15 protein-coding genes, 1 tRNA gene and 1 pseudogene are annotated in these 19,692 nt (G+C 62.6%); 15 read left to right on the forward strand and 2 right to left on the reverse strand.

Translation table 11 applies throughout. From position 1 onward, the window contains the following. Window positions 1-229 (forward strand): annotated as a pseudogene (locus SPR01S_RS09675) (1-deoxy-D-xylulose-5-phosphate synthase); the annotation flags it as partial. Continuing rightward, a complete protein-coding gene (locus tag SPR01S_RS21900; RefSeq protein ID WP_157082129.1) occupies window positions 198-986 on the forward strand; it encodes a helix-turn-helix transcriptional regulator in 789 nt (262 codons plus the stop codon). The pseudogene SPR01S_RS09675 and the gene SPR01S_RS21900, both read left to right, overlap by 32 nt. 36 nt (window positions 987-1,022) lie before the next feature. Here SPR01S_RS21900 and SPR01S_RS09685 read toward each other — a convergent pair whose 3' ends face one another. Beyond that, entirely contained in the window at window positions 1,023-1,694 is a 672-nt protein-coding gene (locus tag SPR01S_RS09685) for an RBBP9/YdeN family alpha/beta hydrolase (protein ID WP_066588741.1), read from the reverse strand. A gap of 180 nt (window positions 1,695-1,874) precedes the next feature. Between SPR01S_RS09685 and SPR01S_RS09690 the strand changes: the two genes are divergently transcribed. The 5 genes from SPR01S_RS09690 (at window position 1,875) to SPR01S_RS09710 (ending at window position 5,134) form a co-directional block, all read left to right on the forward strand. Then, window positions 1,875-2,615, forward strand: coding sequence for a TlyA family RNA methyltransferase (locus SPR01S_RS09690; protein ID WP_066588646.1), 741 nt, complete (start codon window positions 1,875-1,877; stop codon window positions 2,613-2,615). Window positions 2,616-2,875: 260 nt separating this feature from the next. After that, on the forward strand, window positions 2,876-3,427 hold the full coding sequence (locus tag SPR01S_RS09695) for a TspO/MBR family protein (RefSeq protein WP_066588647.1): 552 nt from the start codon (window positions 2,876-2,878) through the stop codon (window positions 3,425-3,427). Window positions 3,428-3,450: 23 nt separating this feature from the next. Further along, window positions 3,451-3,717, forward strand: a complete 267-nt coding sequence (locus SPR01S_RS09700) for an accessory factor UbiK family protein (RefSeq protein ID WP_066588649.1) — start codon at window positions 3,451-3,453, stop codon at window positions 3,715-3,717. A gap of 98 nt (window positions 3,718-3,815) precedes the next feature. Continuing rightward, window positions 3,816-4,319, forward strand: a complete 504-nt coding sequence (locus tag SPR01S_RS09705; protein ID WP_066588651.1) for a type III secretion system chaperone family protein — start codon at window positions 3,816-3,818, stop codon at window positions 4,317-4,319. Continuing rightward, window positions 4,316-5,134, forward strand: a complete 819-nt coding sequence (locus SPR01S_RS09710; protein WP_084251078.1) for a pyrroline-5-carboxylate reductase family protein — start codon at window positions 4,316-4,318, stop codon at window positions 5,132-5,134. The genes SPR01S_RS09705 and SPR01S_RS09710 overlap by 4 nt, the downstream gene beginning before the upstream one ends. A gap of 16 nt (window positions 5,135-5,150) precedes the next feature. Here SPR01S_RS09710 and SPR01S_RS09715 read toward each other — a convergent pair whose 3' ends face one another. Beyond that, a complete protein-coding gene (locus SPR01S_RS09715; protein ID WP_066588652.1) occupies window positions 5,151-5,666 on the reverse strand; it encodes a MarR family transcriptional regulator in 516 nt (171 codons plus the stop codon). 78 nt (window positions 5,667-5,744) lie between these two features. Here SPR01S_RS09715 and SPR01S_RS09720 point away from each other — a divergent pair, with 78 nt between their 5' ends. The 8 genes from SPR01S_RS09720 to SPR01S_RS21540 all read left to right on the forward strand — a co-directional run bounded on the left by SPR01S_RS09720 (window position 5,745) and on the right by SPR01S_RS21540 (window position 19,685). Continuing rightward, a complete protein-coding gene (locus tag SPR01S_RS09720; RefSeq protein ID WP_066588655.1) occupies window positions 5,745-6,836 on the forward strand; it encodes a branched-chain amino acid aminotransferase in 1,092 nt (363 codons plus the stop codon). Between the two features lie 79 nt (window positions 6,837-6,915). Further along, window positions 6,916-6,990: transfer RNA gene (locus tag SPR01S_RS09725), tRNA-Gln, on the forward strand. Window positions 6,991-7,146: 156 nt separating this feature from the next. Next, window positions 7,147-7,293: a hypothetical protein gene (locus SPR01S_RS21535; protein ID WP_157082131.1), complete on the forward strand. Its 147-nt coding sequence runs from the start codon at window positions 7,147-7,149 to the stop codon at window positions 7,291-7,293. Window positions 7,294-7,753: 460 nt separating this feature from the next. Beyond that, window positions 7,754-8,782 carry a glycoside hydrolase family 130 protein gene (locus SPR01S_RS09730; protein ID WP_066588657.1) on the forward strand — a complete coding sequence of 343 codons (1,029 nt, stop codon included), beginning with the start codon at window positions 7,754-7,756 and terminating at the stop codon, window positions 8,780-8,782. A 280-nt stretch (window positions 8,783-9,062) separates the two neighbouring features. Then, entirely contained in the window at window positions 9,063-10,706 is a 1,644-nt protein-coding gene (locus tag SPR01S_RS09735; protein WP_066588660.1) for an alpha-L-fucosidase, read from the forward strand. Between the two features lie 38 nt (window positions 10,707-10,744). Next, the gene (locus SPR01S_RS09740) at window positions 10,745-13,348 is read left to right on the forward strand and encodes a TonB-dependent receptor (RefSeq protein ID WP_066588664.1); all 2,604 of its coding nucleotides are present in this window, start codon (window positions 10,745-10,747) and stop codon (window positions 13,346-13,348) included. Between the two features lie 17 nt (window positions 13,349-13,365). Beyond that, on the forward strand, window positions 13,366-16,860 hold the full coding sequence (locus SPR01S_RS09745) for a glycosyl hydrolase (RefSeq protein WP_084251081.1): 3,495 nt from the start codon (window positions 13,366-13,368) through the stop codon (window positions 16,858-16,860). After that, entirely contained in the window at window positions 16,857-19,685 is a 2,829-nt protein-coding gene (locus tag SPR01S_RS21540) for an alpha-L-rhamnosidase (protein WP_169803414.1), read from the forward strand. Before SPR01S_RS09745 ends, SPR01S_RS21540 begins: the two co-directional genes overlap by 4 nt. Window positions 19,686-19,692 lie beyond the last annotated feature (7 nt).

Raw genomic sequence — 19,692 nt, forward strand, 5'->3', positions numbered from 1 at the left:
CGCAGTCGGCGGGCTTGGCGCGCATGTCCTGACGCTTGCCAGCGACACCGGGCTGATCGATGCGGGCCTCAAGCTCCGCACCATGCGCCTGCCCGACCTCTTCCAGGATCAGGACAAGCCCGAAGCCCAATATGCCCAGGCCGGGCTAGATGCCGACGCCATCGTCGATACCGCGCTCAAGGCCCTGCGCTATAACGATGCAAATGTGGCGGATGGGGCAAGAGCCTGACACGAAAATAGATTTCGGCAAGCTCAACGCTGCCGAACGCACGGCATTGAGTCTGCTCGCCCAAGGACATACGGCCAAGAGCATCGCCAACCTGACAGATCGCAGCGTCGCCGCGGTCAATGAACGCCTGCGCGAGGCACGGCGCAAGACCGGCGTAGGCAGCAGCCGCGAACTCGCTAGATTGTTTGTCGCACAAGAAAATCGTGACGAACTTATCGAGGTGGCGCCGGCGCGTGCCATGGATCCAGACTCCCTTCCACCGGCCGCTTTTGGCCGACGCTGGAAAGGATTTGCCCTGATGTCCGTCTCTCTCGCCGCTGCGATCGCCGCCATCGTCTTGATCGCGCAATCTCCGCCGCAGACTGCGCCAGCCATCAATGACGGCGATCCCGATTCCGCGGCGATGTCCAACGCGCCCACCCCACGTCAGCTTCACGACCGCGTCATGGCTGAGAAGCGTGATGAATCCGGGGCACCTGGCGTCGAGGCTGCGTTGGACAAATGGTTTGTCGAGACGCCCGATGTTACTGGCGTTGCGCGGGTCAGCCGCATTCGCTGCGGCGACACGACCTGCGAGATCGTCGGAACGCTCCCGCGCACGTCGAGCGAAAAACAAATCAACGGTGCGATGCAGCGCATGCAGGGCAAATCGTTTACCGACGCCGTCGCCGCATTGGGACTGAAATCGGAAAGCGCTGCTTTCGGCGCGAGCAGAAGCGGCGAGGGCAGCTTTGCGATGTTCGTCGCGCGTAAATGATTGGAGCTAGGCAGCAACCGAGCTCCGGCGCGACGATCACTTGTGCAGATAATATTCCTGCGCAGCGTCGGTCGCGTTGATCGCCAGGATCGACTTGGCCTCGCCGGGGCGCAAGGGATGGCCTGACCGATCGGCCGACGCAGCGATCACGCGATCAAGCAGGCGGCGCCCTTCTTCCCACCAGCCGATTCCGCTGGCGGCGTTGAGATGTCCTTGCGCTCCGGCATCGACGAAATGGCTGCCCCAGAATGAGGCCATGCCGCGCGCGCGTCCGATATCGATCCACGGATCGTCGGTCGATGCCACCAGGATCGAGGGGAAAGGAAGCGCCTTGCGCGGTGTCGGCGCGAAACCCTTGAGTTCCTGCGCGGTGTCGGGCCGGTCGGGATCAGCTGGGGCGACGAGCAGCGCGCCGGCAACCGGCCAGCCATAAGGTTGCGGACTCATCTCCGCCCACCAGGCAATCGCGAGACAGCCCAGCGAATGCGCGGCGAAGATCACCGGCGCCTTTGCCGCGCGCACCGCCTGGTCGATCTTGGTCACCCAGGCATTGCGATGCGGCTGATCCCACATGCCGAGTTCGATGCGATGCGTGTCGGGGCGCGATGTCTCCCACAGGCTCTGCCAATGCGAGGGCCCTGAGCCGCCCAGCCCGGGAACGGTTAGGATGGTCGGAAGCGTGCCGTCGGGATGCGTAAACAGTCCCATCATTTCTCTCCCACAACGGGTGGGAAGAAGGCGGCGTGGGCGCTCTAGGGGGACGACCGCGCAGCTTGTCTCGCCTTCTTCCCAACGGCCAATCTAATTCCTAGTTTCTTGATGGGAATATATCCTGCGTTCAATTGCCGCCGGATTGCGACAGACAGAAATCGCGGTCATGGGAGGACCATGGCAAAGCTTCGCGCCGACCAGCTCATCACCGACCGCGGCCTCGCGGAGAGCCGAACGCGCGCGCAAGCGCTGATCATGGCGGGACTGGCGTTCGCCGGCGACAAGCGAATCGACAAGCCGGGGCAGATGCTTGCCGAGGATGCCGCGATCGAGGTGAAGGGGCGCGACCACCCTTGGGTGTCACGCGGCGGGATCAAGCTGGCGCATGCGCTCGACCATGCCGGTTGGGACGTCACCGGGGCGGTCGCGATCGACGTCGGCTCGTCGACCGGCGGGTTCACCGACGTGCTGCTGTCGAAGGGCGCAGCGCGGGTCTATGCGGTCGATAGCGGGACCAACCAGCTCGCCTGGAAACTCCGGCAGGACGAGCGCGTCGTCGTCCACGAACAGACCAGCGCACGCATCCTGACCGACGCGCACATTCCCGAGCCGGTCGACCTGATCGTCTGCGATGCAAGCTTCATCGGCCTGGCCAAGGTGCTCGAAGTGCCGCTACGCTTCGCGAAACCGCGCGCGCGGCTGGCGGCGCTGATCAAGCCGCAGTTCGAGGCGGGGCGAGGAGAAGTCGGCAAGGGCGGGGTGGTGCGGGATCCGGCAGTCCATCAACGGGTATGCGACGAGGTCGCGGCATGGCTGACTGCGAGCGGGTGGGTCGTCGAGGATATTGTCCAGAGTCCGATCACCGGGCCCGAGGGGAATATAGAATTCGTGATTCTGGCGCACTCCCCCAAGTTGTAACAGACCCTCACCGTTCCCACCGCCTGGGGCGGCGGGCCCCTTCCCTCTCCCGCATGCGGGAGAGGGAGGGAGGCGCGAAGCGCCGGAAGGGTAAGGGTCTGTTCGTAGTTCGTGCGACCGTCATTTCTTCCCGACGGCAGCCCGCCGCTTGACTCCGTCCCTTTCGAAGACTGGCCATCTGCTACATCGCCGCTTGTCATCATGCTGCGTCGCGGCAACACTGAGCGAACGCGCATGTCAGGCGCGCAAGAGGATTGCTGATGGAAATCGCGACCAAGGAACAATTGCGCGGGGCGTTCCTGCGTTGGGCGGTAGTGACCGTGCCGCTGATCCTGCTGCTGGGCTTCGCCTCCAGCCGGATCGCACCCGCCGGAGCGGAGAATCGCTGGTATGCGGCGCTGGTCCGCCCCGGAATTACGCCGCCGGATTGGGTGTTTCCGGTCGCGTGGAGCGCGCTCTACATCATGATGGGGTTGGCGCTGGCGATGATCATTCACGCGCGCGGATCGCGCTTGCGAGCTCTCGCGATCGTGTTGTTCGCGCTCCAATTGGTGCTCAACCTCGCCTGGTCGCCGTTGTTCTTCGGGATGCATCAAGTCTGGCCCGCGCTGATCTTGCTGGTCGCGATCTTCGTTGCCGCGCTGGCGACGACACTGGCGTTCGGCCGGATTCGCAGCGCGGCGGCGTGGCTGATGGTGCCGTATCTGGCCTGGCTGTGCTTCGCCGGCTTGCTCAATTGGCAGGTCGGGAAGCTCAATCCCAACGCATCGACGCTTGTACCGTCGTCGGCGAGCGCCCAGATGAGCTTCTGATCAAGTATTACGGGATACCAGACATGCAATCCGAGAACCGGATGTTCGACGACCTCGTCAAGTTCGTGAACGGCGCTGCCGGCACGCTGGCGGGCATGGGCCGCGAGGCCGAAGCCGCGACGCGCGAGCGCGCCAAGCAATGGATCGGCGGGCTCGACTTCGTCAGCCGTGACGAATTCGAGGCGGTGAAGGCGATGGCCGCCGCCGCGCGTGATGAGGCGGATGCGCTGAAGGCGCGTCTCGACGCGCTGGAGGCGAAGGCCGCAAAGCCGAAATCCACAAAGCCCTGAACCGATTTTCCACAGCTTTCTCCACGATCTCCCACGATCCCGTTGCGTGTCCCGGCCGCAACGGGCAGATTCGCATGAGATGACCAGCGAGACCCACGATGCTCGATGAGAGCGATTTCCAGCGCGAGGACGCGGCGCCGATCGATATGATCGAGAGCTATTACGCCGCGCATGGCTGGGACCATCAGCGCCACGACGACGAAGTCGTTGCGACGGTCAAGGGCAGCTGGACCGAATATGAACTGCGCGCGCTGTGGCGGGAGGAGGATTGCGTGCTGCAGTTCCTCGCTTTTCCCGACATCCGCGTGCCCGACGACCGCCGCGTCGCGATCTATGAAGCGATCGGATTGATCAACGAGCAATTGTGGATCGGTCATTTCGAATTGTGGTCGTCGAGCGGGATCGTGCTCTATCGCCATGCCGCGATGATCGACGGCACCGATGGTGGGACGCTGACCCTGGAGGGCGCCGAATTGCTGATCGAATCGGCGATTGACGAGTGCGAACGCTTCTATCCGGTTTTCCAGTTCGTCCTGTGGGGCGGCAAGACACCGAAGGAGGCGCTGGCCGCGTCGCTGACGGAGACGCAGGGCGAGGCGTGAGCGTGGCGGTCGCGGTTCCACGTCGGCTGTGGCTGATCGGTTGCGGCAATATGGGCGGCGCGATGCTGTCGCGCTGGATTGAGAGCGGCGTGGTGCGGGGCGACACGGTCGACGTGGTCAACCGTCACGACCGCGATCTTCCCGCTGGCGTGCGCCAGGCGCGCGCTTTGCCCGACGACCCGCCCCCCGACGCAGTCATGCTGGCTATGAAGCCGCAACAACTCGACGAGATCGTCACTGCTTATGGCGAGCGTATCTCCCAAGCGCCGGTGCTGATCTCGATCCTCGCGGGGGTCGAGGAAGCGACGCTCGCCGAACGCTTTCCCGGCCCCGCGATCATTCGCGCGATGCCGAACCTGCCCGTCGCGCTCGGCAAGGGTGTCGTGGCGCTTTATGCCGATGGCGCGCCGCAATCCGCCAGGGATGCTGTCGCGGCGTTGATGGCGCCGCTCGGGCTCGTCGAATGGACCCGGGATGAGGCGATGTTCGGCGCGGTCGGCACGCTCGAAGGCTGCGGGCCGGCGTTCCTGTTCCGCTTCATCGATGCGCTGGCGAAGGCGGGCGAAGCGCTCAATATGCCTGCCGATCAGGCCGCGCGGCTGGCGCTGGCGACGGTCGACGGAGCGGCATCGATGGCAGCCGCCTCGGATGCGACTCCCGCGATCCTAGCCGACCGCGTCGCCAGTCCGGGCGGTTCGACGCGTCAGGGATTGAACGTCCTCGACCGTGACGACGGGTTGATCAAGCTGATGACCGAGACGCTGGAAGCCGCTGAACGCCGCGGTCGAGAGATGGCCGCCGCCGCCAAGCGCTGATTCGGCGCCGGCCTGGTTAGCGGCGTTGCCCCGGCGGCACCGAATTCTCGCGCCAGACATGCACCCGCTCCCGCTCCGCCGGCGGGATCAGCCCTTCGAGTACTGCCCAAAAGCCGGTCACCGCTTGCTGGCCCGCGGCGCTATAGGCGCGCGCGATGATGTCGCGGGCATGGTTGAACAACTCGCTGTCGAGATCGTAGCCCGAGTCGGTCAGCCGCAGCAGCCGCTGCCGCCGGTCGCGATCGCCCACTCGCGTTTCGACTAACTGGCGTTGCTCGAGTTCGGTCAGCACGCGTCCGAGCGATTGCTTTGTGACGCCCAGGATCGACAGCAATTCGCTGACCGAAATGTCGGGATGACGGCCGATGAAATAGAGCGCGCGATGATGCGCGCGGCCCATTCCGCGCTCGCCCAGATTCTGGTCAACCGCCTTGGTCAGCCGGCTATAGGCGAAAAAGAGCATTTCAGATCCTCGGCGAATTTCGGATTCGCGGAGGAATTGGGCCGAAGCGGCTGGTGTTGGGGCAGTCATGTTGACCGGTTTTGCCACCACGATTAAACCACGGCAAGCCTTGGACGCGCACGATTTGTCGCGCTATGGCCAATCGTCATGAATATCGCCGCGCATTTTCCGCTCAACGCCACCGCGTCACCCACCCCGCATGAGGTCCGCGCCGAAAAGCTCGTCAATCCGGGTTTTGGCCGCGTGTTCACCGATCATATGGCGATCGCGCATTATAGCGACGAAAAGGGCTGGCACGATCTCGCCATCGCGCCGCGCCAGCCGCTGACGGTCGATCCCGCCTGCGCCGTGCTCCACTACGCGCAGGAGATTTTCGAAGGTCTCAAGGCCTATCGTGGCGCGGACGGTAGCATCACCATGTTCCGGCCCGAAGCGAATGCCCGCCGCTTCCGCAAGTCGGCCGAGCGCCTGGCGATGCCGTTATTGCCCGAGGAATTGTTCGTCGAATCGTGCCGCGCTTTGGTCAGTGCGGAGCGCGACTGGATCCCGACCAGTGAGGGCGGATCGCTCTATCTGCGCCCGTTCATGATCGCCAGCGAGACCTTCCTGGGGGTCAAGCCGTCGTCCGATTATATCTATATGGTGATCGCCTCGTCGGTCGGCGCCTATTTCAAGGGCGGCGCGCCCGCGGTGTCGATCTGGGCGTCGGAGAATTACACGCGCGCGGCTCCCGGCGGTACCGGCGCGGCCAAGTGCGGCGGCAATTACGCCGCCAGCCTGATCGCGCAGGCCGAGGCGATCAAGCTGGGCTGCGACCAGGTCGTTTTCCTCGACGCGGTCGAGCGCCGCTATGTCGAAGAACTGGGCGGCATGAACGTGTTCTTCGTGTTCGACGACGGATCGCTCGCGACCCCGCCGCTCAGCGACACGATCCTGGCAGGCATCACGCGGGATTCGCTGATCACCCTGGCGCGAGACCGCGGCATCACCGTTCGCGAAGAGAAATATGCGCTCGATCAGTGGCGCGCGGATGCGGCGAGCGGCCGGCTGGTCGAGGCCTTCGCCTGCGGCACCGCGGCGGTGGTCACGCCGATCGGACAGGTCAAGGCAAGCTCGGGCGACTTCACGATGGGCTCGGGCGGCCCGGGCCAGCTGACCATGTCGTTGCGCGAGTCCCTGGTCGCGATCCAGACCAGCGCGGCGCCCGATCCTTACGGCTGGCTGGACCGGATCGCATAAGGGCTTTTTCAGGGCTTTGCAGGATCGCGCGCGCCGCTATAAGCGCGCGCTCCCGCCGGGCCATATCGGTCGGGAGTGTTGGGGCGTCGCCAAGTGGTAAGGCAGCGGCTTTTGGTGCCGCCATTCGCAGGTTCGAATCCTGCCGCCCCAGCCAACCGAATCCTCATGATTCGTTTTGTGCCCACGACTTACGCCCGATTTCGCAAAATTTGAGTTAGACCCAGTTGGACCCAGATCGACCGGGTTTGACGCCTATTCTGCCACGATTTCTGACGGATTATCGCGAGCGCAGGACCGGCCGGAGTCGGACATGGCACGCAAGATTGCGCTCACACCTGCATCGGTTGACGCTCTGCAAAAGGGTTTGCTCGCGGATCTGCTCACACCAGGCCTCACCATCGAAGTGCTCGGATCCAGGTCGCTTGCGGCTAAAGGCAACGGCGCGTGTCTCAAGTAATGGCGTTCGGCGAGAAGCGCGCTTTGATGGTCTGGCAACGCATCATCCTGCCCGACGGCCGTCCCCTGCAAATGGACGATGTACCGGCTACAGACCCGTCGGGCTGTGCAACCGTGCCGATTGCGCGGGCCGACCCGATGGGGACGAATTGATCGCGCGTCCTGCGGTGCGCAGAGGCCCGATCAAGGCGTCGTACTCCGCCCCGCAATATAGCGGCAATGGCCGCGTATGGCATCCAGGTCAGGCCCCTCAGATTGTTCAGATTAAAAAGTATTACTAAAATACTATTAATCCTTGGCAGAGCGCTTAGGATGTCGCTTGGATTCGACGTGTCGGATGGGCGCGTCGCTCGGCTGGAGGGGCGCCGACATACCCGCTGGAATCGACCCTCGATCATTCGTTCAGGAGGCTCGCATTGAACCATAATCTTTCTCGTCGCCAAGTTCTCGCTGGAGGCACGATGGCAGCTGGGTCGGCGCTGATCACTCCATCGGCAGCCCGTGTTGCAACAGCATACGATCCGGTCGCCCCGTTCCGTACGCCTTACAAGCTCAATCGCCTGGTGTTGGGCGGATCTAAAGTGCCTGGCAGCTTCGACGAAAAGGCCGTCGACTGCCCGTTCGTGTTCTTCCATTCCGGTCGCTTCTACCTCACGTATGTCGGCTTTGACGGGGTTGGATATCAGACCGGTATCGCGGTGTCGGACGACCTCGTGAACTGGGAGCGGCAAGGCATCATCCTCGCTCGCGACGCCAGCGACCCAGTCACTCGATACAACGTCGCGGCTGCCTCCATACTGCGAGAGAATGAATTGTATTCTCCGGGCCGCCTCCTCAAGGTCGATGGCCGATATGTATGTGCGTGGCACGCGTATCCCGGTGCCGGGTATGAGGAGGGGCCGGCCGTGATCGGTCTTGCCTATAGTACCGACCTGAAACGATGGGAGCGCCAAGCGCCCATCTTGAGGCCGGAGGACGGCGCCGAATGGGAGCGCGGCGGGCTCTACAAGCCGTATTTGGTGAAGAACGGCGACACATTCTATTTGTTCTACAACGCCAAAACCACCGGCGAGCATTGGCACGAACAAACCGGGGTGGCGATGTCCAAGGATCTCAGGACATGGCGCCGCTATCCGGGCAGTCCGATCATCCGCAACGGACCCGCCGGAGCACCGGATTCGCGATTTGCCAGCGATCCTTTCGTAGTGACCCATGGCGGCAAATGGGCGCTATTCTATTTTGGCCTGTCCTCGGCAGACAACAAGGCGCGGGACTTGATCGCGATCGGCGACGACCCGTTGCGATATGCCAAGGAAAAGGAAGTGCTCATCGACATCGGCCCAGCGGGATCGATCGACGATGGCTATGCTCACAAGCCGGCGCTCATCTACTCGAAGGGCGCGCTGTATCACTTCTATACCGCGGTCGGGGGGCCGTACCCCAACGACGTGCGCGGCATCTCGGTCGCCCGCTCGGTCCCCTGGAACTGATTGCAAACGACGGGCCGGCGGGATCGCCTCCAGGATTCGCGAATCGCCGGTCGTCCGCGCCTCCAACTTCTTCGGCATTTGGCTGAGTAGGGGCTGGAAAACCCTGCCGCAAATCGAACGCGGATGTTTCGCCAGCGGACCGTGCTTTGGCCACGTGCTTGATAACTCTGGCGAACGGACGCACCGCCGTCGCGCCGTCCGGCGTTTGTTGAAAAACTGCTTGTTCATATACAAACAGTATGACAAATAACCCTCAGCTCTCGCAGAGGGGCACGGAAGGATGTCAGGGAAGATTTCGGCGCTCGTTCGCCGGTTGCGTTCATCAGTAATGGCGATAGCGGTTGTGGCCGGCGGGTCCGCATCGGCGCAGGTCGCTGCGCCTGCGCCAATTTCGTCCTCGCCGGCAGCGGTCAGTTCGCAGCTGTCCCGCATCGATCAAGCCGTTGCGCGAGGACCGTTCAGGTCCAATTGGCGGTCGTTGGCTGCATACCGGGTCCCGGACTGGTATCGCGATGCGAAGTTCGGAATTTTCATCCATTGGGGCGTCTATTCGGTGCCGGCTTTCGGGTCGGAATGGTACTCCCGCAACATGTATGTGCCGGGTGAACCGGCTTTCGAGCACCAGCGTTCAGTCTTCGGGCCGCAATCGACGCACGGTTACAAGGACTTCATCTCCCGTTTCAATGGCAGCAAATTCGATCCCGTCGCCTGGGTTGAACTCTTCAAGCGGTCCGGGGCCCGCTACGTCGTGCCGGTCGCGGAACATTGCGACGGTTTTGCGATGTACGATTCGAGCATCACGCGATGGAACGCTGCAAGGATGGGCCCAAAGCGTGACGTCGTTGGAGACGTGGCAAAGGCCGCGCGTGCCGCGGGGATCCACTTTGGGCTGTCGTCGCACAGGGCCGAGCATTGGTGGTGGTATGGCCAGGCACCTGCGGGAAGTGATGTCTGGAATCCGGCTTATGCAGACTTCTACGGCCCGGCAGCCTCGCGCACCCTTGACGGTGTGGCCGCATCGGTCGAGCCTGATCCGAACCATCTCGAACAATGGCTGCCGCCATCCAAAGCGTTTCTTGACGACTGGCTCGCGCGCACCGGTGAAGCCGTAGAACGATACCGTCCAGAATTCGTCTATCTCGACTGGTGGGTGAACCAACCGGCGTTCGCGCCCTATTTGCAGCGGCTGGCGGCTTATTATTACGATAATTCGTCCCACCACGGTATCGCACCGGTCCTTGCTTACAAGGAGGAAGCGTTTCCGGCCGGCGCTGCCTTGTTCGACGTCGAGCGCGGCAGGCTCGACGCGCTCCGCTTGTTACCGTGGCAGACGGATACGTCGATCAGCATCAAGAGCTGGGGCTATGTAGAGAATGATCGGTATCGCACCGCCGATAGCTTAGTCGCGACGCTCGTCGACGTCGTATCGAAAAATGGAAACCTGCTCCTCAATGTCGGTCCGCGCGCCGACGGAACCATTCCGGAGCCGGAAGTCGCCGTCCTAAAGCAAATTGGCGATTGGTTAGCCGTCAATGGAGAGGCCATCTACGACACCCGACCTTGGGCGATGTTCGGAGAGGGTCCTACGCGCAATGCCACGGGCTCGCTGAAGGAAGGCGACGACCCCCGCTACACGCCCGCTGACATACGCTTTACCACCCGGGGCCGAACGCTCTACGCATTAGGCCTCGCCCGGGCTGCGGACGGCAAGATGCTGATCCGAGTCCTTTACCGCGGCACTCCTTATGCGCCGCCGGTTTCGCGGGTACGGCTGCTCGGCAGCGGCGTTCCGGTCGACTGGAATCAACAGGCCGACGGGTTGCATCTCACATTGCCCAAGGCCGCCGCAAATCCGGCCATGCCGTTCGCAATTCGCATCGAATTCGCTGCCCCGAAGCGGGCAGCCAACTACTCGACAAAGTGACCCGGGCAGCGATCGGGCACAATAGGGAGGAAATGACAATGAGGCTGAAGCACTTCTACCTGATTACCGCCGCGACGACCGTCATGTCGGCAGTCGTGATGGCGACCCCGGTTCGCGCCCAAGACACGCCAGCACCGGCCGCGAGCGATACCCCGGACAAAGAGGCGACCAGCGGACAAAGCGAGATTGTCGTGACCGGTGTGCGCGCCAGCCTGATGAGCGCCCAACAGCGCAAGCGGGATGCTTCGCAAATCGTGGATTCGATCGTTGCCGAGGATATCGGCAAGCTGCCCGACCAAAGCACCACCGACGCCCTGCAGCGCGTGACGGGCGTGCAGATCGAACGCGACTACGGCGAGGGATCGACCGTGTACGTGCGCGGGCTGTCGCAGGTCGAGACTACGCTCAACGGCCGCGAGATATTTACCGCCCAGGGCGCGCGTGGTCTCAACCTTCAGGATATTCCTGCCGAATTGCTGTCGGGAATCGACGTTTACAAGTCGCCGTCGGCCAACCTTATCGAAGGCGGCTTAGGCGGCTTGATCGACCTGCGCACGCGCCGTCCGCTCGATTTCAACAAGCTCACCATTTCGGGGACGGTGAAGGGCACCTATGCCGATCTTGCGAAGGAGCTTACCCCCACCGTCTCCGGGCTTATCGCGGACAAGTGGGAAACCGGGGCAGGGGAAATCGGTGCGCTCTTGAGCGTCTCGTACCAGGAACGCAAATTTCGCTCCGATCTGATCTCGACCGGTACTCCGGGCAGTAGCACCACGATCATTCCCGGTCGGACCGTTATTGCCCCGAACGGCGCCTATGACGTGACGCCGATGGGTGACCGGCGACGGCTAGGCATCGACGGGATGCTGCAGTGGAAACCTTCGGCGAATCTCGAACTCTATGTCGAGGGACATTATGCGAAATTCATCAATCTGAACGACAATTATGGGGCCTCGGTCTCGCTCGGTGGACTTACGGCCGAACCCGGAGCGCAGGTTGCGCCCAATGGTGACGTCGTGAAGGCGACGTATCTGAACGCGCCTGTTTCGGTGCTTTCCTACGCGTACGACACGCGCGATCGGATGATCCAATTTGCCGGCGGAGCGAAATGGACCAGCGGCCCGCTAAGCCTCGCGGCTGATGTCAGCTATACGCATGCCACCGGCACAGTTGTGTTCAATAGCGGCTTTACCGGCGCGACGATACCACGCTTTACCGCCGACACGACGACCTTCGTGCCCAGCGCCAATGCCAATGGTTATGACTTGCTCAGTCAAGCCAACACGTCGATCGACTTCCTCCTCTATCAGGGAACCAGGAACAAGGCGGACCAATTCGCCGCTAAGCTCGACGGTAGCTACGATCTCGGCGGCGGTTTCCTGCATTCGATCGACTTCGGGTTGCGTTATGCCGACCGCACCGCTCAGTCGAACCAATATAGCTTCTTCCTGTTCAGCGGCGCCTCGGCGACTACAGCGCCGTCGATCCTAGCGCCAAATCCTGCCAGCGATTTTTTCGCCCGCTCGTCGCAAGGAACCCCGCTACTCGGCAATTATCTGGTCATTCCGGTGCCGTTGCTCCGTGACCATTTGAGCGAAGTTCAGAGTGCGCTCGGCTTCGCCAGCACGCCGCCGGCCAATGGGCCGCTGGCTTATTATCGCGTTAGCGAGAAGACCACGACGCTCTATGGCATGTTGCGCTTCGGCAGTGCCGACAGCATCGTCGATGGCAATATCGGTCTGCGCTACGTGCACACCCAGGAGAATCTCAACGGCAACCGAACGCTCTCGGGTGGGGGCGTGGGGCCGATTTCGGTCAATTCCAGCTATGACGACTTCCTGCCGTCGGTGAACGTTCGGTTCAATTTCACCGACAAGCTGAAGCTCCGCCTGGCGGCATCGAAGGCAGTGACGCGGCCCAATTTCAGCGATCTATCACCCACACTTACGCTCAATTCGGTACAGTTGAACGGATCGGCGGGGAACCCCGATTTGAAGCCGCTCAAGGCGGATCAGCTCGATGCCTCGCTCGAATATTACTTCTCGAGGACCGGATCGATCTACGTTGCTGCCTTTTACAAGAAGGTGCGCAATTTCATTTCGATCGAGCCGTCGGTGGAGACTTATGACGGCATCACCTATACGATCAGCCGGCCGGCCAACAATCAGGGTGGAACGATAAAGGGGCTCGAAGTTGGTTATCAGCAATTCTTCGATTTCCTTCCAGGACCGCTGAGCGGCCTCGGCGCGCAGGCAAACTTCACGCTGGTCGACAGTTCAACGACCTCGTCGATCATCGGCCAGACTACGCCGCTGCAGGGCCTTTCAAAGTACACTTACAACCTTGTCGGCATTTACGAGAAATATGGCGTTTCGGCGCGTGTGGCCTATAATTGGCGGAGCACCTATTTCGACAGCACCTATTTGTTCAACGGCGTCGGTCAGCCGAGCTACCGTCGTGGTTACGGATGGCTGGCGGCCTCGCTCAGCTATGACGTCACCCCTCACGTCACGATAAGCTTGGAAGGCAACAACCTCACCCGGGTTATCCGCCGGTCCTATTATAACGACCTGGATACGCGCCCGCACGAGACGCAGGTTGACGATCGGCAAATCATGTTCGGAGTCCGCTTCAAGCTCTGAGGATAAGTTCACATTCGATGCCCGATAAAATCGATTCTCCTCCATTACTGTCGGGCTCACACCTGGACCGCCGCTCGCTGCTTTTGGGCAGCACGGCGGTCGCTTTTTGCGCTGCCGTCCCGGCGTCCGGAACGCGGCGAGGCGATCCCGAACCGGTGGGCCAATCTGCCGACCGCCTAGCCGAGAGTTTTGATCGTCCGCCGCCCGAGGCGGGCCTGGGAGCGTATTGGTACTGGCTAGACGGCGCTGTCACGGCAGAAGGGATTACGGCGGATCTCACGGCGATGCGCGACAACGGCATCTCCACGGCAATGGTATTCGCAATCGGGGCATCCAAGCAGCCGCCGCTCGTATCGCCGCCCGCGGATGCGTTGAGTCCGCATTGGTGGTCTCTCATAGATCACGCCGTGGCCGAAGCCGATCGGCTCGGCATGACGATTTCGCTCAACATCTGCGACGGCTGGGCGACGGCCAGTGGTCCCTGGATTACCCCCGATCTCTCAATGCAGGTGCTGACCGTCTCAGAGACGCGTGCCGTTGCCAGCGAGAAGGCCATCACGCTTCCGCAACCGCCGTCGCGTCATGATTATTATCGCGACGTCGCTGTGCTGGCGTATCCATGGTCGGCTGAACTTGACCGATCAAGCGTCAAGGAGAAGCCGCGCCTCAAGACGAACCTGCCGCTCGCGCAAGCCCCGCTCGAAAACCTGATCGATCCCGAAAATGCCGTCGAGGTGTTTTCGACCGTGGCCGAGGGGCATGTCGACTTCGAGTTCGACGCGCCGTTCACTCTGCGCTCGGTCACAGTACGTACGCCGTCGCCCTGGGGGTATTCGCCTGGTGTCTATCGCGCCGCAAATTCTCTCGCCGTCGAGGCAAGCGATGATGGGATCATCTTCCGGCCGGTCGGTTGCCTCGAATATCCGCAACATGGGTGGCAGACCGATCTCACCACGCTGACCCACGCCTTGCCGGAAACCACGGCCAAGATATTTCGCTTCATTCACGTGCCGCAGGCTCCAGGGCCCTATCTGGAGAATTACGATTTTGGACAGGACGTTAGATTGCGACTGTTCAGTCTCGAACTGTCCGCGCGACCCGAAATCCATCAGATTGTCGGCAAGACGGCGGCACAATGGTCGATCAGCCGCCGCACCACGTCGCTCGAAGCACCAAATACGGTTTGCGTCGACCCAGACCAGATCATCGACTTGAGTCAGCACCTGCGCCGCGACGGTTCGCTCGATTGGGAGCCGCCCGCGGGGCGTTGGCGCGTCATACGCCTCGGATATACGACAAACGGACGAGAGAACTCCGCAGCGGGCGGTGCCCAAGGGTTGGAGGTGGATCGCTTCAACCGGGAAGCGGTGAAGCTGCAGTTCGACAAGTGGTTTGGCGCGGCGCTGGAACGGGTAGGGCACGATCGCGCCGGGCGCGTGCTCAATACGATCCACGTCGACAGTTGGGAGGCTAGCGGTCAGAATTGGTCGCCAATGTTCGCGACGCAATTCAGGCAACTCCGCGGATACGATCTGAAGCCGTGGCTCGCCGTACTTGCGGGCATACCTGTCGCGAGTGCCGATGCCAGTGAGTGTTTCCTGCATGATTTCCGGCGTACCATCGCCGAGCTGACGCAAAGCGAATTCTTCGAGACCGTGGCTGCGCTGGCGCACATCCGCGGCTGCCGGTTCAGCGGTGAGCCGGCCAGTCCGACCTATGCGGTGGATGGTTTGCGGTGGGCGGAAGCCACCGATCTGCCGATGGGCGAATTCTGGTTTCGAACGCCGCGAAACGACAAGCCGACCGACGTTGCCGATGCCGTGTCCGGAGGGCGAATCTACGGCAAGCGGATCATCGCGACCGAAAGCTTTACCGAAAACGACATCATGTGGGACGAGCATCCGGCGATGCTCAAACCGCTCGGCGACCGACAATATTGCCGCGGCGTGAATCGGTTCATGCTCCACGTTTATACTGCCCAGCCGTTCCTGGATCGTGCGCCGGGAATGACGTTGAACGGTATCGGCACGGTATTCAGTCGTACTCAGACCTGGTGGCGGCAGGCACGCGGCTGGTTCGATTATATGAGGCGTTGCCAAGCGATCCTGCAGCAGGGCGTCCCCGTCGTCGACGTCGCGGTGTTCATTGGCGAGGAAATACCCAGTCGTGCGCTGCTGCCACACCAACTCGATGCGCAGCTTCCGCCCGGCGTTCGCTACGACAGCATCAACCGCGACGCGATCATACGGCGCGCAAGCGTCGAGGGCGGTGACATCGTCATTGACGGCGGGATGCGTTACCGCCTGCTCGTGCTTCCCGCCGGAGCGCGATATTCAAGCGAGTTTCTTCAGGCAATCGAGCGGTTGGCGCGCGCAGGCGCGACACTCCTGGCGCCACCTCCGCTCGGCCCCATCGGACGCGAGCGTGACCCGGGAGAGTTCGCCGCGCGCAGCCGCAGGCTGTGGGCGACGCGAGGCGATAAAGGCATGACCCGCCTCGGCCGGGGGCTAGTGCTATGGGGCGTGACGCCGTCCGAGGCGCTGCGGCGCCTGGGCGTCTCGGCCGATCTTATAGCGCCCGATGCGGCGGAACTGGATTGGACGCATCGCCGTGTCGGGCGGACCCATGTCTACTTCGTCGCCAACCCCGGCAACGAGACGGTCCGAACGAGGCTGTCGCTTCGTGTGGCGGCGGGATCCGTCGATTTTTGGGATCCGCTCAACGGAGAGCGAGCGCCCGCGCCGCAATGGCACTTCGAAGGCGGACGCACATTCTTGCCGGTGAAGATCGAGGCGGGTGGCAGCGCGGTCGTCGTCGTTGGCGAAGGCGAGGCTGTGCCTCATGTCGCGAACGCGTCGCTCGAAGGCGACCAACGCCTGGTTTGGCATGATCAGGGGCCTGCTATCGTCGGTAGCGTTGCCGGCGCGGCTCGTGTCATGTACTCGAACGGGCGCCGCGCGAACCTGATCATCCCCGCCGCGCCTCGCCCTGTCGTCCTTGACCGAATGTGGCAGCTTCGCTTTTCGGGGTGGCGCGCGCCTCCGGATGTGATCTCGCTGGCGGCGCCGGTCGCTTGGTCCACGCTCGACCCGCCGCGCGTGCGCTACCATTCGGGCGCCGGCCATTACTCGACCAGCATAGCTCTGAGCCGGGATCTGTTCCGGCCCGACCTGCGTCTGCTACTCGACATCGGGCAGGTCCGGGAAATCGCGGAATTGGTGGTCAATGGCCGCCGACTGGGTAGCCGGTGGATCGCGCCTTTCCGTATCGACGTGACAGACGCTCTGTGCCCGGGCGAGAACGAGATCGAGATCATCGTCACAAACGTTTGGCACAACCGCTTGGTCGGTGACCGCGCCCTGCCGGAAAGCGAGCGCGTCGCCTGGGTCTATCCCGCATTACGTGGCGGCAAGGAATGGTTGCCGGCGGCAAATGCGACGCTCATCCCGGCCGGCTTGATGGGCCCGGTGAGGATTCTATCCGAAGCAATCGTGCCGCTGCCTCGATCATGACCGTCGATCGACGTTCAGCAATCGGTGGGATGGGTGCCGCGATGTTGTTACCGTCGCTCGCCTCGTCTCGAGGCAGGGCGCTGGCCGGAGGCGCCGATATAGCGGTTACCGGTTTGACCACAGAATGGCGATCGCACGCACTTGGAATCGATACGCTGCGCCCGCGCTTCGGTTGGCGGCTGACGCCGGTCGAACCCGACGCCCGGTCGCTGCGACAGACCGCTTGGGAAGTCGTCGTCGGCAGCGACCCCCATCAAGTGCGCGCAGGGACGGGCGACATTTGGAAGAGTGGTGCCGTTGCCAGTGACGATCAACGCATTCGCCCGCCGGCGCCGCTCAAGCTTAGCAGCCACCGCCGGTATTGGTGGACCGTCCGCGTGGCGGATCGGACCGGTCGCTGGAGCGAATGGAGTGTGCCTGATTCTTTCGTGACAGGCGTCCTTTCCACCAACGACTGGACCGCGCGATGGATCGCAGCTGAGCCCGATCGAGCATTGCCGCCCCACATCGCGGGACAGGCGGCTCCGGCCATGGTCCCGGCACGTCCGCTACCCGTGATGCGACGGAGCTTCGCGTTGATTAGTCGACCGACTCTCGCCGTCGTCTCCGTGTGTGGACTGGGCCAATATCAGCTCGCGATCAACGGCAGGCCCGTCGGACCGGCGGGCCTCGCGGCGGGATGGACGGACTATCGACGCACCGTCCTTTACGACACCTATGACGTCACCGGCTTGCTTCGCGACGGCGATAACATGCTAGCGCTTTCGCTGGGCAACGGCATGTACAATGTCGAGCATCGAGAAGGCCGCTACACGAAGTTTCTCGACAGCTTCGGCCAGCCAAAGGCGATCTTGCAGCTGTCGCTCCGAGCTGCCGACGGTTCGACGCGGCTGATCACTACGGACAGCGAGTGGAGCTGGGCTGAAGGTCCGATCCAGTTTTCATCTATCTATGGAGGTGAGGATTGGGATGCTCGATCCTGGCCCGACGGCTGGGATCGGGGCGGGGCCGATAGGCGCGCCTGGTTACCTGTTATCCCGGTCAATGGACCGGGCGGCGAATTGCACGCAGCGGGTTCGCCGGCAGTAATTGTCGCGGATGCCATGACTCCCCTTAGCATGTCCGAACCGGCACCGGGCGTGGTTCTGGTTGATTTTGGGATGAATTTCGCAGGGCGGCCGGTCATCGAACTTCGGGCCGAGCGAGGTGCCACATTGGTGGCGCTCCCTGGAGAAACGCTTGACGGCAACGGGCGGGTAACCCAACAGAGTTTCAATGCCGGACCCGGCAACAGAGTGGAATTTCGCTACACCGCGGCAGGCGGCGTCGAACGGTTCGAGCCTCAATTCAGTTATCATGGATTTCGCTATCTGGAGCTCAGCGGGGTTCCCCGCAGCGCGATAGTGTCGGTCCGGGGGCACGTGCTCCATGCCGATATCGAGCGAATAGGGACGTTCGATGCGGCGCCGGTTCTGCTTGGACAAATCCATCGACTGATAGATCGGGCAGTGACCAGCAACATGGTTTCGGTGCTCACGGATTGTCCGCATCGCGAGAAGCTGGGTTGGCTGGAGCAGACCTATCTCAACGCTCCGACCGTCCTCTACAATCGCGACGCAATCCCGCTCTATGAGAAAATGGTCCGCGATATTGCTGACGCGCAGCAGCGTGACGGCATGGTACCGGGCATCGCGCCGGAATATGTCGCCTTTATCGACGCTCAAGGGCAGGATCAGATTTGGCGAAATTCTCCGGAATGGGGAGCCGCCGCGATCCTTGCTCCCTGGGCGGCATATCGCTTCTATGGCGATGCCACGATCCTGCACTCGGCATGGCCGGCTGCGGTGCGCTATTGCGACTACCTGGCCGGGCGCAGTCGAGAATGGGACGGGCTCCTCAACTTCGGAATGGGCGATTGGTACGATGTCGGACCCAATCCGCCGGGTGAGGCGCAGTTGACGAGCCGCGCGCTGACCGGAACAGCAATATACATCCAGACGCTCGAAACGATGGCGCAAATGGCACCTGTCGTCGGGCGAAACGCTGAAGCTCGACGCTACGCCGCAAGGGCTCGTTGGGCGACTGCTCGGTTCAACCGGGCATTTCTTGACCGGGGCACCGGTCGCTATGAACGCGGCAGTCAGACCGCCCAGGCGATGCCTCTAGCGCTCGGTTTGGTGCCCGCTGCGTTTCAATCGAAGGCGCAACGCGAGTTGGTCCGATCCATTCGACGAGAAGGCAATGGCGTTACCGCGGGCGATATTGGCTTTCGGTATGTCATCGACGCGCTATCGGCAGCCAATAGGGACGACATTGTCCTGGACATGCTCAACGTCCGCGATCGGCCGAGCTATGCTTGGCAATTGGCACATGGGGCGACGACGTTGACCGAAGCATGGGATGCCAATCCCACCAAATCGCTCGATCACTTCATGCTCGGGCATGCGGAGGGTTGGTTCTATCGACGGCTCGCGGGCTTGGACGTCGATCATTCCCGACAACGCGGTGATGCGATCAGGATTGCGCCTCGCATCTTGCATGGGATCGACCGCGTGAGTGCCAGCTATAGGATGCGCGAAGGCGTGGTCAGCTGCGCGTGGAAGACCGATGGCGCTCTGCTGGAAGTGGCAATAGAGATTCCAGTCGGTCGGCGGGCGACCATCGTACTGCCGACGTCCCATCCGCAGGCACTGCGCGAAGGTGGTCGCCCATTGGCTTTATCGACGGGCATCCGCGTTCGCCGTGTCCTGCCCACCGAGGTCGAACTGGTGGCGGGATCGGGCCGCTACCGGTTCACCGCAGCCGCGGCCGGAGATCGCGCGTAACGCGATC

This window comes from Sphingomonas pruni NBRC 15498, assembly GCF_001598455.1.
Taxonomy (GTDB): domain Bacteria; phylum Pseudomonadota; class Alphaproteobacteria; order Sphingomonadales; family Sphingomonadaceae; genus Sphingomonas; species Sphingomonas pruni.

Coding starts and splice junctions, on each gene's coding strand:
- SPR01S_RS09690 (WP_066588646.1), top strand. CDS start 1,875: ATGGCAAAGCTTCGCGCCGACCAGCTCATCACCGACCGCGGCCTCGCG.
- SPR01S_RS09735 (WP_066588660.1), top strand. CDS start 9,063: ATGTCAGGGAAGATTTCGGCGCTCGTTCGCCGGTTGCGTTCATCAGTA.
- SPR01S_RS09730 (WP_066588657.1), top strand. CDS start 7,754: ATGGCAGCTGGGTCGGCGCTGATCACTCCATCGGCAGCCCGTGTTGCA.
- SPR01S_RS09715 (WP_066588652.1), bottom strand. CDS start 5,666: ATGACTGCCCCAACACCAGCCGCTTCGGCCCAATTCCTCCGCGAATCC.
- SPR01S_RS09720 (WP_066588655.1), top strand. CDS start 5,745: ATGAATATCGCCGCGCATTTTCCGCTCAACGCCACCGCGTCACCCACC.
- SPR01S_RS09685 (WP_066588741.1), bottom strand. CDS start 1,694: ATGGGACTGTTTACGCATCCCGACGGCACGCTTCCGACCATCCTAACC.
- SPR01S_RS21540 (WP_169803414.1), top strand. CDS start 16,857: ATGACCGTCGATCGACGTTCAGCAATCGGTGGGATGGGTGCCGCGATG.
- SPR01S_RS09740 (WP_066588664.1), top strand. CDS start 10,745: ATGAGGCTGAAGCACTTCTACCTGATTACCGCCGCGACGACCGTCATG.
- SPR01S_RS09745 (WP_084251081.1), top strand. CDS start 13,366: ATGCCCGATAAAATCGATTCTCCTCCATTACTGTCGGGCTCACACCTG.
- SPR01S_RS21535 (WP_157082131.1), top strand. CDS start 7,147: ATGGCACGCAAGATTGCGCTCACACCTGCATCGGTTGACGCTCTGCAA.
- SPR01S_RS09705 (WP_066588651.1), top strand. CDS start 3,816: ATGCTCGATGAGAGCGATTTCCAGCGCGAGGACGCGGCGCCGATCGAT.
- SPR01S_RS09695 (WP_066588647.1), top strand. CDS start 2,876: ATGGAAATCGCGACCAAGGAACAATTGCGCGGGGCGTTCCTGCGTTGG.
- SPR01S_RS21900 (WP_157082129.1), top strand. CDS start 198: ATGCAAATGTGGCGGATGGGGCAAGAGCCTGACACGAAAATAGATTTC.
- SPR01S_RS09700 (WP_066588649.1), top strand. CDS start 3,451: ATGCAATCCGAGAACCGGATGTTCGACGACCTCGTCAAGTTCGTGAAC.